This window comes from Pseudomonas sp. SR18, from assembly GCF_023701505.1.
Lineage (GTDB): Bacteria > Pseudomonadota > Gammaproteobacteria > Pseudomonadales > Pseudomonadaceae > Aquipseudomonas > Aquipseudomonas cyclaminis.
Genome location: NZ_JAMQAU010000002.1, coordinates 468,453 through 483,863 on the forward strand (window position 1 = coordinate 468,453; position 15,411 = coordinate 483,863).

A 15,411-nucleotide genomic window follows, 5' to 3' on the forward strand; every position below is an offset into this window, starting at 1 on the left:
GGTGTGCTCCAACAGGAGCGAAGGAAAATTGCCGCGTGCCGCTCTACGTCTTGTACTTAAGCTGTAGTTGGCGAATGGGCTCTGCGCCAGCATCGCATAGCTAAAGTGGGGATTGAAACAAAACTGTCATGAAGTCAGCTTTGTGCGGATTAAAAAAAACGGGACGCAAGCGCCCCGTTTTTTCGACTGGCTCGGGTTATTGACCCGGGATGTCCTTGCGCAGTTTCACGGGATCCTGCTGTTTCTTCTTTTTCGCGATGGCGGTGCGCATCTTGATGTTCACCGCTTCTACTGCCAGCGAGAACGCCATGGCGAAGTAGACGTAGCCTTTTGGCACGTGCACATCGAAGGACTCGGCGATCAGCACGGTACCCACTACCAGCAGGAACGACAGCGCCAGCATTTTCAGCGACGGGTGCTTGTCGATGAATTCGCTGATGGTGCCAGCAGCCAGCATCATCACCAGGACGGCAACCACGATGGCGGCAACCATGACCGGTACATGGGAGACCATGCCGACAGCCGTGATCACCGAGTCCAGGGAGAACACGATGTCGATGATCGCGATCTGGATGATGGTGTAGATGAACTTGCCACCGGCGCCTTTCGGCTCGTCGTGGGATTCGTCTTCACCTTCCAGGGCGTGGTACATCTCTTGGGAGCTTTTCCACAGCAGGAACAGACCACCGAAGAACAGGATCAGATCGCGACCGGAAATGCCTTGGCCAAACACTACGAACAGGTCGGCGGTGAGTTGCATGACCCAGGTGATCGACAGCAGCAGCAGGATACGCGTGACCATGGCCAGCGCCAGGCCGAAGATCCGGGTGCGGGCCTGCATATGCTTGGGCATGCGGCTGACCAGGATCGAAATCATGATGATGTTATCGATGCCCAGGACGATCTCCAGGGCCGTCAGGGTGAAGAAGGCAATCCAGATTTCCGGATTGGTCAGCCATTCCATGTGTATTCCTTTGAGCGTGTGTTAGACCGCACCGGCGTAGGGCCGGCGCAGTTGGGTTGTACGATTATAGAGTGCTGAACAGCGGAAAAATCCCCATCAGCAATGCAGCGAACATTATGCACAGGCACACCAGCACTGCCCACTTCAGGGTGAAGCGCTGGTGATCGCCAAATTCGATACCGGCCAGGGCCACCAGCAAGTAGGTCGACGGTACCAACGGGCTGAGCAAGTGCACCGGTTGGCCAACGATGGAGGCGCGGGCCATCTCCACGGCGGTGATGCCGTAGTGGCTGGCGGCTTCGGCCAGCACCGGCAGCACGCCATAGTAGAACGCATCGTTGGACATGAAGAAGGTAAACGGCATGCTCACCAGCGCCGTGATCACCGCCAGGTACGGGCCCAAGGCGTCAGGGATGACTGCCAGCAGGCTCTTGGACATAGCATCGACCATGCCGGTACCCGACAGGATGCCGGTGAAGATACCCGCAGCGAAGATCAACCCCACCACCGCGAGTACGCTGCCAGCATGGGCGGCGACGCGGTCTTTCTGCTGTTGCAGGCATGGGTAGTTGACGATCATCGCGATACTGAACGCCACCATGAACAGCACCGGCAGCGGCAGCAGGCCGGCGATCAGTGTGCACATCAGGGCCAGGGTCAGGGCGCCGTTGAACCAGATCAGCTTCGGACGGCGCGCGTCGGGGAATTGCGACACGCTGATTTCGCTGTGGTCGATCTCGTCGCCCTGCAGGTGCAGTTCACCCAGGCGCGCACGCTCGCGCTTGCCGTACATGTAGGCGATCACCAGGATCGCGACGACGCCGGCGGCCATGGCTGGGATCATCGGTACGAAAATATCCGAAGGGTCCACGTGCAGCGCACTGGCGGCGCGGGCGGTCGGGCCACCCCAAGGGGTCATATTCATCACGCCACCGGCGAGAATGATCAAGCCGGCCATGATCCGCGGGCTCATGCCAATGCGCTGGTACAGCGGCAGCATGGCGGCCACGCAGATCATGTAGGTGGTGGCGCCGTCACCGTCCAGGGACACGACCAAGGCCAATACGGCGGTGCCGACCGAAACCTTCAGCGGGTCGCCTTTGACCATCTTGAGGATTTTGCGCACGGCCGGGTCGAACAGGCCGGAGTCGATCATCAAGGCGAAGTAGAGAATGGCGAACATCAGCATCACGCCGGTCGGCGCAAGCTTGGTGATGCCCGCAAGCATCATCGGGCCGATCTCTGGTGCAAAGCCACCAAACAGGGCGAACAGGATCGGCACAATGATCAAGGCGATCAGCGCGGATAGGCGCTTGGTCATGATCAGGAACATGAACGTGATGACCATGGCAAAGCCAAGGAAAGTCAGCATAGGAATACTCCAGGCGTAGCGCGGCTAGGGAATGGCGAACCGGGGTGGATTCAGCGCAGAACGAAAGGCACGAGGCGTACGGGGGGAGTCGGGGCGAACAGGCGGGTACGGGCGGACATCGGGAATCACCATTGTTGTTGTAAACAGCCGGTCTTTTGCCGGCAGTGAAAGCGATCCTAGACGTGAAAGCTTTCAGCCAGCTTTCGTTGGCCAAACAGTTATGGCGGGCGGACGCGCGGTCTTCAGACGTGCATAGGTCAAATGTTTATCTCGGCTGCTTCAGGGCAGCTCAAGGCCGCCGGCTGCCTTGTGCAGTTTGCGCAGGTGCTCACCTACCTGCTTGAGGTTGGCCTCGCACGCGGCGATCTCGGCGGCGCGGGAAGGCTCCAGCAGCGCCCTCACCTCTTTATCCAGCTCGCCGGTCAGCGACTGCAGTTGTTTCTGGCGTTCGGCGCTTTCCGATTCCAGACGCTTGGCTTCCGACGGTTGTGGCAGGCCGTAACCGCCGCTACCCAGCAATTCGGCTGGTCGGCTGAGGAAGCCACTGTTGGCGAGGATCTGTTGCAGTGTGGCGTTGGCTTTTTCCATGCCGCCGTTTTTCAGCTCGCGGGCCCCGAGGTAGCGTTGTTTGACCTCATCCTGGGCCAGCATCAATTGCTTGCGAAAGCTGGCTTGTTCCAGCAGCAGCAACGCGGCGCTGGTGCGCAGATCGGCTTGCTCGAACCATGGGCGGCGTTCGGCGGCACTCAACGATAGCCAGTCTTCAACCTGGGTTTGTTTGATCGGCAGGTGTTTGCGCAGCACGTCGAACATCGCCTGGTAACGCTCGCGGAACGAGTCGAAGTGATAGCCCAGGCGCAGCGCTTCGCGTTTGTTGTCCAGCACGCTGGTATCGGCCAGGCCCCGGGCTTGCAGCACTTCCAGCAGGCCGTTGGGGGTGATGTTGTCAAGGCCGGTCAATTGCGGGTTGGCGCTGCCGCTGCGTAACAGCTTCAGGCTTTCGACCGCGCAGTTATTGGACAGGAAGAAGTAACTGCCGTCGTAGCTCCAGTGCATTTCTGCGGCGTGTTCGACGGTGTCGTTGATCTCTTGGCGTGAGAGCTTCAATGGCACGGAGGCCAGCCCGCGCAGTTCGGTCTTGGTGTATTCGTCGATGACTTGGGCCAAGGGCAACACGAACAGCCGTGACGGGTACTTGCCCACCAGCCCATCCCAGCTCGACAGTTGTACGTCGCCGACAAATGCGCGGTAGGACAAGACCAGATGCTGTTCAAGATCCAGCCGGCAATCCGGGCCACGGGGGCGGCCCGGAGCGCAGATCACCAGGCGCAACATGCTGTGGCCCCAGCGGCTGACCAGGTTCTGGTTGGCTTCGGCGAGCAGGTAGTCGATCTCGTAGACGCGCTCCGGGTCCACATGGCCCAGCGGTGTCTTGGCGAAGTCGTTACCGGCATTGAGGAAAGGGTAGGCCTTGGCGCAGGCGTCCTGTTCAGGCGGCGCCCAGCCGAAGTGTTGCTGGTAATAGCGGAACAGTGCCGGGCGTCGGCAGGCGTAGCTTGGGTCTAGGAGGAAATACTCCATGTTGACCGCGACGAATTCCAGCGGGCTGGTGGTTTCGTAGATGTCCGGGCTGCGCACGATTTGGCGGTTGTGCTGCTCGCGCTCACCACGCCGACCGACGTACTGCGGCCAGCCGGCGAGGTCCAGCAGGCGTGGGTCATCGCTGAGGGTGAAGCGGCGCTCATTCTGGCCACGGCATTGATCGGGCAGGCCGATCAGGCCGGTGATGTTGTTCTGGCGGCTGCAACGCTGGATCAGTGCGCGCTCGTCCTTGGACCACAGGCGTGCACGGTCATAGATATGGGTCAGTTCATGCAGCACGGTGGCAAGCATTTCCCGGCGCACGGTGCCATGAGGACGATTGGTTTTCTGGGTGGCGGCGCTGCCATCGGTCAGGCTGGCGAGCAGGTTGCGGTTGAGGTCCAGCTCGGACACCAGCGAGGCCTGGCCATAGGCATTCTCGGGCATCTTGTCGGTCCAGCCGACATCAATGCGCCGGTCCAGCTGCTCGACAAAGCGCGGCGGCAGTGAGCGCATCGCTTCATCGAGCAATGCCTGGCTGGCCTGCTGTTCGGCCGGGCTCAAGCCGTCTGTCTTGAGCCGCAGTTGCAGGCTGGCCTGGGCTGCGCTGGCACACAGCAGCACAGTCCCGGCCAGGAGCCAGGCAGTGAGGCGCCTCACAGAGCGAGGATGGCTTCGGCGAGGGTCTGGTCGCTGGCGTCGCGGGCTTCCGGCAGGCGGGTACGCAGGGTGTCGAAGGCGGCTTCCAACTGGGCGCCACGGATTTCGCCGTGGGTGGCGACGAAGCTGGCGGCGTCATCGTGGGCTTCGCGCACGACTTTGGAGTCACGGATAGAGGTGGTGGTGTCCGAAGTGAAATCAATGGTGCGGCCGGAGGCGCGAACAATGATGTTACTGGTGGCCACCAGGGTTTGTGCCTGTGCAACGTCGGCCAACAACAGCAAGCCTAGGGTGGCGGCGATCAGCGGGCTACGCATGGAAGAACTCCGAATACAAAGATGGAAATACAAAGATGATTATTGGACGAGAATTGCCTGCGCCAGTTCAAGGTCGCTCGCATGAAGTTTTGGTTGGGTCCGGCGCAGGTAATCCAATGCCGATTCCAGCCGTGCCCCCCGCCATTGGCCGTCAGTGGCGATGAACGCGGCAGCGTCATCCTGGGCGGCCACTACTACTTTGCGGTCGAACGGTGCGGAGGTCACCTTGCTGGTGGCATACGCGCTCGCGACGGTGCTCTGGATGGTCAGGTCAAAGGCCGAAGCCACTGGCGACCAACCGACGAAAAACACGACAGGGACAATTAACAGGCGGTATGAAAAAGCCATGGGACTCGACAACTGAAAGCGAGCGCCAAGGCTAGCGCAATGCCCGGGCGAGAGCCAGCGCCGAGGCATTCGGGAGCGGCTGGCGCTCCCCTGATTTTCGTTGCGATTAAATAGCCAGGATGGCCTGGGCCAGCTGTGCGTCAGTCGCGGTGTTCAGTTGTGGGGCTTGTTGGCGGATCTGTGCCAGGGCGCTTTCCAGCTTCACACCACGGATGGCGCCTTCGCTGGCAACAAAGCTGGCGGCGTCGTCACGGGCGGCGCGCACAACCTTGTTATCGCGCAGGGACGAAGTGGCATCGGAGGTGGCGTCGGACGTGGCCTTCAGTGCGCCGACGATGGAATCGGTGGTCACGATGAAGCTGGTGGCATTGGCGTTGGCGGCCAGGACCAACAGGGCGGCGGCACTAAGCAAGCGAAGACGGGGCATGGGGTGACTCCTGTAGATGAATGTAAAGGTGGCTTTAGACTGGATATTAGGCCGGGGCTTGTCAGTTCGGGTAGGTTTTGTGTGAGTTGACTGACTGTACCTATTATAGGTGTTACTTTGAAAACTGTACTGGTTCGACTGAATCCATCGCTGTAAATCCATACGACGAAAACAACAAAGCCCGCCTCCGGTCTCCCGGGGCGGGCTTTGTCTTAACAAATCAGTGCTGGCAGTGGACCCGGTGGGTCAGGGCCAGCGAGCGCAAATTAGCGCCAGAACGGCTTGCTGAGCTCTTCGTAGCGTTGAGCTTCGCTGATACCGGCGTCAGCCAGCAGACGCGAATCCAGACGGGCCAGTTGGTGGCGGCTGGAGATACGGCGCTGCCACAACATCAGGTTGGCAAGAACGCGCAGAGGCATGGAAGCCTGGGTGTTTACAGCTTTCTCTTCGAAGAACAGTTCGGAACTGAGTGTACGTTCCATGATGACATCCTTCCGCTTATGGCGGGATTAGGTAGTGGTTTAACTGATGCCAATGATCCTCTTCCGGCGCAAGACTCTCTAGATACAGTTCACCTGTATTGTGAGGGGCCAGTTAACTGTTTATGGGTGCTGTACTGTACGGAAATGGGGCAACTGTACCTGTCTGCACTGAAGTGGTGCGAAATAGGCATATGCGAGGGTTGATGTGGGATTTATTTGTTGAAAAGGACCGGTACAGCAGTACAGTTTTTGCAGGAACCGGCGGTGATGCCGCCGAGCTGATGAAACTGTGTTTGCATCAGCTCGGATCTGTATCAATCAAGCCTTGAGCATATGCCCGGTTTCTTCCAGGTTGATGTGCCAACTCAGTGCTTCGCGCAGGATGTGGGGCGTGTGCCCGCCGATGGCACAGGCTTCGGTGAAGTAACTGTTCAGCGCATCGCGGTACGCCGGGTGTACACAGTTGTCGATGATCACGCGGGCGCGCTCCCGTGGCGCCAGGCCACGCAAGTCAGCCAGGCCGATTTCGGTCACAAGGATGTCGACATCATGCTCGGTATGGTCCACATGGCTGACCATCGGCACCACGCTGGAAATTGCGCCGCCCTTTGCAATTGATTTGGTAACGAAGATCGCCAGATGCGCGTTACGTGCAAAATCGCCTGAGCCGCCGATGCCGTTCATCATGCGGGTGCCGCAGACGTGGGTGGAGTTGACGTTGCCGTAGATGTCGAACTCCAGCGCAGTGTTGATCCCGATAATGCCCAGTCGACGCACCACTTCGGGGTGGTTGGAGATTTCCTGTGGGCGCAGCACCAGCTTGTCCTTGTAGTGCTCCAGGTTGCCGAACACGTCGGCATTGCGCCGCTCCGACAGCGTGATCGAGCTGCCCGAGGCAAAGCTCAGCTTGCCGGCGTCGATCAGGTCGAAGGTCGAGTCCTGCAGCACTTCGGAATACATGGTCAGGTCTTCGAACGGCGAATCAATCAAGCCGCACATCACCGCGTTCGCGATGTTCCCGATACCGGCCTGCAGCGGGCCGAGCTTGTTGGTCATGCGTCCGGCCTCCACTTCCTGCTTGAGGAAGTGGATCAAGTGATTGGCGATCCCTTGAGTGTCGCTGTCGGGAGGCGTAACCGTAGAAGCCGAGTCCGCTTGGTTGGTGATGACAATGGCGACGATCTTTTCCGGCGGGATGGGAATCGCGGTGCTGCCGATGCGGTCATCGACCTTCACCAGGGGGATCGGCGTGCGAGTCGGCCGGTAGGTCGGGATATAGATGTCGTGCAACCCTTCCAGGTTCGGGTTGTGCGCCAGGTTGATCTCGATGATCACCTGCTTGGCGAAAATCGCGAAGCTGGCCGAGTTACCAACGGAGGTAGTGGGCACAATATGCCCTTGCTCGGTGATCGCCACGGCCTCGATCACAGCAATGTCCGGCAGCTTGAGCTGGTTGTTGCGCAGCTGCTCGACGGTTTCCGACAGATGTTGGTCGATAAACATGACTTCGCCGGCATTGATTGCCTTGCGCAGGGTGCTGTCGACCTGGAACGGCATGCGTCGCGACAGTACACCTGCTTCGGTCAGTTGTTTGTCCAGGTCATTACCCAGGCTGGCGCCGGTCATCAGGGTGATTTTCAGCGGCGACGTCTTGGCGCGCTCGGCCAGGGCGTGTGGGACGGCCTTGGCTTCACCGGCTCGGGTGAAGCCGCTCATGCCGACGGTCATGCCGTCCTCGATCAAGGCGGCGGCGTCAGCCGCGCTCATGACCTTGTTCAACAACGAAGGCAAGCGGATACGATCACGGTACATGAATTGTTATCTCAGGCTACGGAAGCAAGGTGGGCAGTGTAGTGATTTCAAAAAGTTTCGGCCCGCTACCATGGTCGAATGCCGAGTAGTGATTTAGAGCCTTTGGTCGGGTTTCATGAGTAATAAAAAACCCCAGCCTATCGCAGGCCGGGGTTTCGAGTATTGCGCTGAAGCAGTGTTACTCGACGGCCTTGACCATATCTTCGATGACCTTCTTGGCATCACCAAAGACCATCATGGTCTTGTCCAGGTAGAACAGCTCGTTATCCAAACCGGCATATCCGCTGGCCATTGAGCGCTTGTTGACGATGATGGTCTTGGCCTTGAACGCTTCTAGGATCGGCATGCCGGCAATCGGCGAGTTCGGATCGTTCTTCGCGGCCGGGTTGACCACGTCGTTCGCGCCGAGCACGAGTACCACGTCGGCCTGACCGAATTCCGAGTTGATGTCTTCCATTTCGAACACCTGGTCGTAAGGCACTTCTGCCTCGGCCAGTAGGACGTTCATATGCCCCGGCATGCGGCCGGCCACCGGGTGGATCGCATACTTCACGGTGACGCCGCGATGGGTCAGCTTTTCGGTCAGTTCCTTAAGCGCGTGTTGCGCGCGTGCCACGGCCAGGCCGTAGCCTGGAACGATGATCACTGTGTCGGCGTTGGTCAGCAGGAAGGTGGCGTCGTCGGCCGAGCCGGACTTCACCGGCCGTGCTTCTTTGGAACCTGCCGCAGCACCGGCATCCGGCGCATTGCCGAAACCGCCGAGCAACACATTAAAGAAGGAACGGTTCATCGCCTTGCACATGATGTACGACAGGATCGCGCCGCTGGAGCCCACCAGCGAGCCGGCGATGATCAGCATCGAGTTGTTCAGCGAGAAGCCGATACCCGCCGCTGCCCAGCCGGAGTAACTGTTGAGCATCGACACCACCACCGGCATGTCGGCGCCGCCGATCGGGATGATGATCAGCACGCCCAGCACAAAGGCCAGGGCCAGCATCAGCGCGAAGGCGGTGAGGTTGCCGGTGAACATAAACGCCAGGCCCAGGCCCAGTGTGAGCAGGCCGAGCACCAGGTTGATCTTATGCTGGCCGCCGAACTGTACAGGTGCGCCCTGGAACAGGCGGAACTTGTACTTGCCCGACAGTTTGCCGAACGCGATCACCGAGCCGGAGAAGGTGATTGCACCAATGGCCGCACCGAGGAACAGCTCCAGGCGGTTGCCGGCGGGGATTGCGTCGCCCAGGTGTTTGACGATGCCCAACGATTGCGGCTCAACCACGGCGGCGATGGCGATAAAGACGGCGGCGAGGCCGATCATGCTGTGCATGAAGGCGACCAGTTCCGGCATCTTGGTCATCTCGACGCGCTTGGCCATGATCGAACCGGCAGTGCCGCCGACCAGCAGGCCGACAATCACGTAGCCGATACCGGCAGTGGCAAGCTCAGCACCGAGCTTATAGATGAGGCCCACGGTAGTCAGCACCGCCAGCCCCATGCCAAGCATGCCGAACAGGTTGCCGCGCCGCGAGGTGGTGGGGTGCGACAGGCCTTTGAGGGCCTGGATGAAACAGATCGACGCGATCAGGTAGAGCGTCGTTACCAGATTCATGCTCATTACTTCTGCACCTCTTCTTTCACAGCTTTGGGTGCTTTCTTCTTGAACATCTCAAGCATCCTACGAGTCACCAGGAAACCGCCGAACACGTTAACGGCTGCGAGGGCCACGGCGAGCGTGCCCATAGTCTTGCCCAATGGCGTCACGGTGAGGGCGGCAGCTAGCATGGCGCCGACAATCACGATTGCCGAGATTGCATTGGTCACCGCCATCAACGGCGTGTGCAGCGCGGGGGTAACGTTCCAGACCACGTGGTAACCGACATAAATCGCCAGCACAAAGATGATCAGGTTGTAGATACCGGGGGAGATAAGCTCTTCCATCGTCTGAATCCCTGCTTAGGCGTTTTTGCGGATGACTTGGCCGTCGCGGCACATCAGGCACGCGGCGACGATGTCGTCTTCGAGGTTGAGTTCAAACTGCCCTTCCTTATTGAAGACCAGCTTCAGGAAATCCAGCAGGTTGCGTGCGTACAAGGCTGACGCGTCGGCGGCGACAGCGCCGGCGAGGTTGGTCGGACCGCAGATGATCACGCCGTTTTCCACCACGGTTTCATCCGCCACAGTCAGCGGGCAGTTGCCACCTTGGGCTGCAGCGAGGTCGATCACCACCGAGCCGGGTTTCATCTGTGCGACGGTTTCGGCGCTCAGCAATGTCGGCGCTTTACGGCCGGGAATCAGTGCGGTCGTGATGACGATATCGGCTTGCTTGGCGCGCTCGTGCACGGCCAGGGCCTGGCGTTGCATCCAACTGGTCGGCATCGGGCGTGCATAACCCCCGACACCGACGGCGCATTCGCGCTCTTCATCGGTTTCGTAGGGGACGTCGACGAACTTGGCGCCCAGGGATTCGATCTGCTCTTTCACGGCCGGGCGTACGTCAGACGCTTCGATCACTGCACCCAGACGTTTCGCCGTAGCGATGGCCTGCAGGCCAGCAACACCGGCGCCGAGAATCAGCACGCGAGCGGCTTTGACGGTACCTGCGGCGGTCATCAGCATCGGCATGAATCGCGGGTAGTGATGAGCGGCGAGCAGCACGGCCTTGTAACCGGCGATGTTGGCTTGCGAGGACAACACGTCGAGGCTCTGCGCGCGCGAAGTGCGTGGCGCGGCCTCCAGGGCAAAGGCGGTGATGCCCTGCCCGGCCAGCTTGGCAATGGTTTCGTTGCTGAACGGATTGAGCATGCCCACCAACACGGTGCCGCTTTTGATCAGCGTGAGTTCGCTGTCACTGGGCGCCACCACCTTGAGGATCAGCTCGGCGCCGAACGCATCGTTGGCACTGCCAATGGTTGCGCCTGCTGTTTCATAGGCGCTGTCGACGATGCTGGCTTTAAGACCGGCCCCGCTTTGTACAGTGACCTTATGGCCCTGGCCGATCAGCTTCTTGATGGTTTCCGGGGTGGCAGCCACCCGCGTTTCACCGGTCTGGGTTTCGAGAGGAACACCAATGTGCACGTCAAATCTCCTGCATGATCTTTTTGCTTTTGATCTTTTTGTAAAAAGGCCAGTGCACCGCGAGTGGCGCAACTGGGGCGGCCGATCAGCACGATCCCGCTGAAATGACAGCGGGGCGCGGCATTTTGCAGGCGAACTTTACGGCCTTCAAGGGATTATGACGGGTGACGAAAAATTAACTACAAGTCACCCTGTGACTGATTGTCGCAATGCACTGAAATAACCTCTTTAAATACAGGTATTTAAAGGGCTACAGCTGAATGATGGGTGTTTTGCCATGATTGGTGTGAATAGTCGGGCATTGGCCTGTTGGAGTCGCTGTAAGCCGCGAAAATCATGGCCTTAAGCCCTATTTTTGATAGATAGGTACAGTCTGTGAAAATGCGACATATACGTATATCTGTAGGAACTAAAATTAACTGACTACAAAGTCAGCATAGGCGCTTTGGCCTTTAATTGCTGGGGCTGTAGCGCTGAGATTGGTCAATAAGCCAATCCCGGAACGCGTGCAGCGAGGCTGATTCGACTTTTCTGTCAGGAATCATCAGGTAATAAGCCTTCGAGCTCCTTAGCACCTCAGGGCTTGCGATCACCAATTGACGCTCGTCCAGCTCTCGCTGGATAAGGAACGGAGGGATCAGTGCAATACCCATGTCGTGCATGGCTGCCTGGGACAGCATCGAGAATAGCTCGTAACGCGGGCCTGTCATGTCGCGAGGGACGTTCAGTTGCTGGGCGTTGAACCATTGGCGCCAGGCATAGGGGCGTGTGGTCTGCTGCAGCAATGGCAGTTCCGCGATCTGCTGCGGGGTGAACCGCTTGCGTTCCCCCAAAAGGCGCGGGCTGCAGACAGGGGCGGGATTTTCTCCCATCAGTCGGTGGGATTCGGTACCGGACCAATCAGCGTCACCGAAGTAGATCGCCGCGTCGAACTCGGTGTCGGCGAACAGAAAGGGGCGCGTGCGGTTGGTCAGGTTCACCGTCACCTCGGGGTGCTTGCGTTGAAAGTCCTTGAGTCGAGGGATCAGCCATTGCGTGCCGAACGTAGGCACTACGGCCAGTTCTATAGTGTTTGCGCCTTGCTGGCCCATGACTGAGAGGGTGTCGCGCTCGACGGCATCCAGCTGAGTTGCCACTCTGCGGCTGTAGGACAGCCCGGCCTCCGTCAGCTTTACCCCGCGTCGTGAGCGACGAAACAGTTCGACACTCAAAAATTCCTCAAGGCTGGCGATCTGCCGACAAATCGCGCCTTGGGTAATGGAGAGCTCGTGCGCGGCCTTGGTAAAGCTCTCGTGGCGGGCTGCCGCTTCAAAGCTGACGAGGGCGGTTGTGCTGGGGATTTTTCTGCGCATGTACCTTGTGCTCACATCTAAAGCGCGCCTGCGCCACTACTGAGTATTACGAAGTGACAAATTAGCACAAGCCTATGCAGAAACCTCGTTTGCTCTCCCTGCAAGCGCGGCCTAGGCTCCATCCACGACTTCTGAATTTTTGTGCGAGGACTTATTCATGGCTGGCAAGGCAAGCTTTAACTGGATCGACCCGCTGCTGCTGGATCAACAGCTCACTGAAGAGGAGCGCATGGTGCGTGACAGTGCCGAGCGCTTCGCCCAGGACAAGCTGGCGCCTCGTGTGCTGGAAGCCTTCCGCCATGAAAAGACCGATCCGGCGATTTTCCGTGAAATGGGTGAAACCGGTTTGCTGGGGGCGATGATCCCTGAGCAGTACGGCGGCAGTGGCTTGAACTACGTCAGCTACGGGTTGATTGCGCGTGAAGTTGAGCGTGTTGACTCTGGTTACCGCTCGATGATGAGTGTGCAGTCGTCACTGGTGATGGTGCCTATCAATGAGTTCGGTACCGAAGCGCAAAAGCAGAAGTACTTGCCGAAACTGGCCTCGGGAGAATGGATTGGCTGTTTTGGTTTGACCGAGCCTGACCACGGCTCTGACCCTGGTGCGATGATCACACGTGCTCGCAAGGTGGATGGTGGCTACAGCCTTACAGGCGCCAAGATGTGGATCACCAACAGCCCGATTGCGGACGTATTTGTAGTGTGGGGCAAGGACGACGCAGGCGATATCCGAGGTTTTGTCTTGGAGAAAGGCTGGAAAGGCCTGAGTGCGCCGGCCATTCACGGCAAGGTCGGCCTGCGCGCCTCCATTACCGGTGAAATCGTGATGGATAACGTCTTTGTGCCGGAAGAGAACATTTTCCCGGATGTGCGTGGCTTGAAAGGCCCTTTCACCTGCCTCAACTCGGCGCGCTATGGCATCTCCTGGGGCGCGTTGGGTGCTGCCGAGTCTTGCTGGCATACCGCTCGCCAGTACACGTTGGATCGTCAGCAGTTCGGTCGTCCATTGGCCGCAACTCAATTGATCCAAAAAAAGCTGGCGGATATGCAAACCGAAATCACCCTGGCACTGCAAGGTTGCTTACGCCTGGGGCGAATGAAGGATGAGGGGACGGCAGCGGTTGAGATTACGTCGATCATGAAGCGCAACTCGTGCGGCAAGTCTTTGGATATCGCGCGTATGGCGCGGGACATGTTAGGTGGCAATGGTATTTCCGACGAGTTCGGGGTGGCGCGTCATCTGGTGAACCTTGAAGTGGTTAACACCTATGAAGGTACCCATGACGTGCACGCCCTGATTCTGGGGCGCGCGCAGACCGGTCTTCAGGCGTTCTATTAATAGGAGAGCGGTATGGGCGCGCTGTCGCATCTGCGGGTACTGGATTTGTCGCGAGTATTGGCGGGCCCTTGGTCCGGACAGATCCTTGCGGACCTGGGGGCCGAGGTGATTAAGGTCGAGCGTCCCGGTAACGGTGACGATACGCGCGCCTGGGGGCCGCCCTTCCTTAAGGATTCTTATGGCGAGAACACCAGTGAGGCAGCGTACTACCTGTCAGCCAATCGGAATAAAGAGTCGGTGACTATCGACTTTACGCGGCCGGAGGGGCAGCAACTGGTGCGGGATCTGGCGGCTAAGTCCGACATCCTGATCGAGAACTTCAAGGTCGGTGGGCTGGCGGCGTATGGGCTGGACTATGAGTCGCTCAAGGCGCTCAACCCGGAGTTGATCTATTGCTCGATCACTGGGTTTGGCCAGACGGGGCCATATGCGGGGCGTGCGGGCTATGACTTCATGATTCAGGGGTTGGGCGGGCTGATGAGTCTTACCGGTCGGCCTGAGGGTGATGAAGGCGCCGGGCCGGTGAAGGTGGGAGTGGCGCTGACAGACATACTCACGGGGCTCTACTCCACGGTGGCAATCCTTGCTGCGCTGGCGCATCGAGATCACGACGGCGGAGGGCAGCACATTGATATGGCATTGCTCGATGTGCAGGTGGCTTGTCTGGCTAATCAGGCGATGAATTACCTGACCACGGGCGTGTCGCCAAAGCGCCTGGGCAACGCTCATCCTAATATCGTGCCTTATCAGGACTTCCCCACAGCCGATGGTGATTTCATTCTGACGGTTGGTAATGACGGGCAATTTCGCAAGTTCGCCGAAGCGGCTGGGCAGCCGCAGTGGGCGGATGATCCGCGGTTTTCTACTAATAAGGTGCGGGTGGCCAATCGTGCTGAGCTGATTCCGCTGATTCGCCAGGCTACGGTTTTCAAGACAACGGCTGAGTGGGTGTCACAGTTGGAGCGTGTGGGTGTGCCTTGCGGGCCGATCAATGATTTGGCGCAGGTGCTTGATGATCCCCAGGTAAAGGCGCGCGGGTTGGCGCTGCAAATGCCGCATGTATTAGCGGGGCTGGTGCCTCAGGTTGCCAGCCCAATTCGTTTATCCAAGACGCCTGTGGAGTATCGCAGTGCGCCTCCTCTATTGGGCGAGCATACCGCTCAGGTGCTGCAGGGTGTGTTGGGACTGAAGTCTGAGCATGTGGCTTCTTTAAGGGAGGCGGGTGTTATCTAGATGCCCTTCTTCTATATAGGAGGCATTGGATTGGTGGTTTTTTGATCAGGCCTAACTAATTGATAGGGATAAGAAATTAAAGGTTGACGCCAGATTCTGGGAGCCTATAATTCGCCCCACTTCCGGCGCAGTCGAAACGGAAAACTCCTTGTTAAACAATGAGTTACGCAGTTTTCGGCAGCGGGTTGCTTCAGTTCATCGAAGCCAAAAGGAAGTTGAAAAAGAGGTGTTGACAGCAGCGTGTAACGCTGTAGAATTCGCCTCCCGCTGATGAGAGATCTGAAGCGCAAGTGGTTGAAGTTGTTGAAGAAATCTTCGAAAGCTTCTGAAAATAATCACTTGACAGCAAATGAGGCTGCTGTAGAATGCGCGCCTCGGTTGAGACGAAAGATCTTAACCAACCGCTCTTTAACAACTGAATCAAGCAATTCGTGTGGGTGCTTGTGGAG

At 58.6% G+C, this 15,411-nt stretch carries 14 protein-coding genes; 2 read left to right on the forward strand and 12 right to left on the reverse strand.

Translation table 11 applies throughout. The features are described from left to right. Window positions 1-196: 196 nt before the first annotated feature. The 12 genes from NDJ82_RS06005 to NDJ82_RS06060 form a co-directional block, all read right to left on the reverse strand. Window positions 197-964, reverse strand: a complete 768-nt coding sequence (locus NDJ82_RS06005; RefSeq protein ID WP_099586223.1) for a TerC family protein — start codon at window positions 962-964, stop codon at window positions 197-199. A gap of 64 nt (window positions 965-1,028) precedes the next feature. After that, window positions 1,029-2,336 (reverse strand): CitMHS family transporter, encoded by a 1,308-nt coding sequence (locus tag NDJ82_RS06010; protein WP_099586224.1) that lies wholly within the window; start codon window positions 2,334-2,336, stop codon window positions 1,029-1,031. Between the two features lie 279 nt (window positions 2,337-2,615). Beyond that, window positions 2,616-4,577, reverse strand: coding sequence for a DUF7844 domain-containing protein (locus NDJ82_RS06015; RefSeq protein ID WP_250925088.1), 1,962 nt, complete (start codon window positions 4,575-4,577; stop codon window positions 2,616-2,618). Beyond that, window positions 4,574-4,894 carry a DUF2388 domain-containing protein gene (locus NDJ82_RS06020; RefSeq protein WP_099586226.1) on the reverse strand — a complete coding sequence of 107 codons (321 nt, stop codon included), beginning with the start codon at window positions 4,892-4,894 and terminating at the stop codon, window positions 4,574-4,576. Before NDJ82_RS06020 ends, NDJ82_RS06015 begins: the two co-directional genes overlap by 4 nt. Before the next feature lie 39 nt (window positions 4,895-4,933). Beyond that, window positions 4,934-5,242: a DUF2388 domain-containing protein gene (locus NDJ82_RS06025; RefSeq protein WP_250925089.1), complete on the reverse strand. Its 309-nt coding sequence runs from the start codon at window positions 5,240-5,242 to the stop codon at window positions 4,934-4,936. A gap of 106 nt (window positions 5,243-5,348) precedes the next feature. Then, window positions 5,349-5,669, reverse strand: coding sequence for a DUF2388 domain-containing protein (locus NDJ82_RS06030; protein ID WP_099586228.1), 321 nt, complete (start codon window positions 5,667-5,669; stop codon window positions 5,349-5,351). A 266-nt stretch (window positions 5,670-5,935) separates the two neighbouring features. Beyond that, a complete protein-coding gene (locus NDJ82_RS06035) occupies window positions 5,936-6,151 on the reverse strand; it encodes a DUF1127 domain-containing protein (RefSeq protein WP_032885015.1) in 216 nt (71 codons plus the stop codon). A 318-nt stretch (window positions 6,152-6,469) separates the two neighbouring features. After that, on the reverse strand, window positions 6,470-7,963 hold the full coding sequence (scpC, locus tag NDJ82_RS06040) for a succinyl-CoA:acetate CoA-transferase ScpC (RefSeq protein ID WP_112192872.1): 1,494 nt from the start codon (window positions 7,961-7,963) through the stop codon (window positions 6,470-6,472). Window positions 7,964-8,141: 178 nt separating this feature from the next. Further along, window positions 8,142-9,578 carry an NAD(P)(+) transhydrogenase (Re/Si-specific) subunit beta gene (locus tag NDJ82_RS06045; RefSeq protein ID WP_158879317.1) on the reverse strand — a complete coding sequence of 479 codons (1,437 nt, stop codon included), beginning with the start codon at window positions 9,576-9,578 and terminating at the stop codon, window positions 8,142-8,144. Next, window positions 9,578-9,901 (reverse strand): NAD(P) transhydrogenase subunit alpha part 2, encoded by a 324-nt coding sequence (locus NDJ82_RS06050; protein ID WP_005783507.1) that lies wholly within the window; start codon window positions 9,899-9,901, stop codon window positions 9,578-9,580. The genes NDJ82_RS06045 and NDJ82_RS06050 overlap by 1 nt, the downstream gene beginning before the upstream one ends. Window positions 9,902-9,916: 15 nt before the next feature. Beyond that, window positions 9,917-11,038: a Re/Si-specific NAD(P)(+) transhydrogenase subunit alpha gene (locus NDJ82_RS06055; protein WP_158879318.1), complete on the reverse strand. Its 1,122-nt coding sequence runs from the start codon at window positions 11,036-11,038 to the stop codon at window positions 9,917-9,919. 452 nt (window positions 11,039-11,490) lie between these two features. After that, the gene (locus tag NDJ82_RS06060; protein WP_112192874.1) at window positions 11,491-12,390 is read right to left on the reverse strand and encodes a LysR family transcriptional regulator; all 900 of its coding nucleotides are present in this window, start codon (window positions 12,388-12,390) and stop codon (window positions 11,491-11,493) included. Between the two features lie 157 nt (window positions 12,391-12,547). Here NDJ82_RS06060 and NDJ82_RS06065 point away from each other — a divergent pair, with 157 nt between their 5' ends. Next, complete coding sequence (locus NDJ82_RS06065) at window positions 12,548-13,729, forward strand: acyl-CoA dehydrogenase (protein ID WP_099586233.1); 1,182 nt, start codon at window positions 12,548-12,550, stop codon at window positions 13,727-13,729. Between the two features lie 12 nt (window positions 13,730-13,741). Further along, on the forward strand, window positions 13,742-14,962 hold the full coding sequence (locus NDJ82_RS06070; RefSeq protein WP_250925090.1) for a CaiB/BaiF CoA transferase family protein: 1,221 nt from the start codon (window positions 13,742-13,744) through the stop codon (window positions 14,960-14,962). The last annotated feature ends 449 nt before the right edge of the window (window positions 14,963-15,411 follow it).

Bases quoted from the DNA above. Each gene is read 5' to 3' on its own strand.
- NDJ82_RS06035 (WP_032885015.1), bottom strand. From the start codon at position 6,151: ATGGAACGTACACTCAGTTCCGAACTGTTCTTCGAAGAGAAAGCTGTA.
- NDJ82_RS06045 (WP_158879317.1), bottom strand. From the start codon at position 9,578: ATGAGCATGAATCTGGTAACGACGCTCTACCTGATCGCGTCGATCTGT.
- NDJ82_RS06030 (WP_099586228.1), bottom strand. From the start codon at position 5,669: ATGCCCCGTCTTCGCTTGCTTAGTGCCGCCGCCCTGTTGGTCCTGGCC.
- NDJ82_RS06070 (WP_250925090.1), top strand. From the start codon at position 13,742: ATGGGCGCGCTGTCGCATCTGCGGGTACTGGATTTGTCGCGAGTATTG.
- NDJ82_RS06065 (WP_099586233.1), top strand. From the start codon at position 12,548: ATGGCTGGCAAGGCAAGCTTTAACTGGATCGACCCGCTGCTGCTGGAT.
- NDJ82_RS06010 (WP_099586224.1), bottom strand. From the start codon at position 2,336: ATGCTGACTTTCCTTGGCTTTGCCATGGTCATCACGTTCATGTTCCTG.
- NDJ82_RS06050 (WP_005783507.1), bottom strand. From the start codon at position 9,901: ATGGAAGAGCTTATCTCCCCCGGTATCTACAACCTGATCATCTTTGTG.
- NDJ82_RS06060 (WP_112192874.1), bottom strand. From the start codon at position 12,390: ATGCGCAGAAAAATCCCCAGCACAACCGCCCTCGTCAGCTTTGAAGCG.
- scpC (WP_112192872.1), bottom strand. From the start codon at position 7,963: ATGTACCGTGATCGTATCCGCTTGCCTTCGTTGTTGAACAAGGTCATG.
- NDJ82_RS06005 (WP_099586223.1), bottom strand. From the start codon at position 964: ATGGAATGGCTGACCAATCCGGAAATCTGGATTGCCTTCTTCACCCTG.
- NDJ82_RS06020 (WP_099586226.1), bottom strand. From the start codon at position 4,894: ATGCGTAGCCCGCTGATCGCCGCCACCCTAGGCTTGCTGTTGTTGGCC.
- NDJ82_RS06025 (WP_250925089.1), bottom strand. From the start codon at position 5,242: ATGGCTTTTTCATACCGCCTGTTAATTGTCCCTGTCGTGTTTTTCGTC.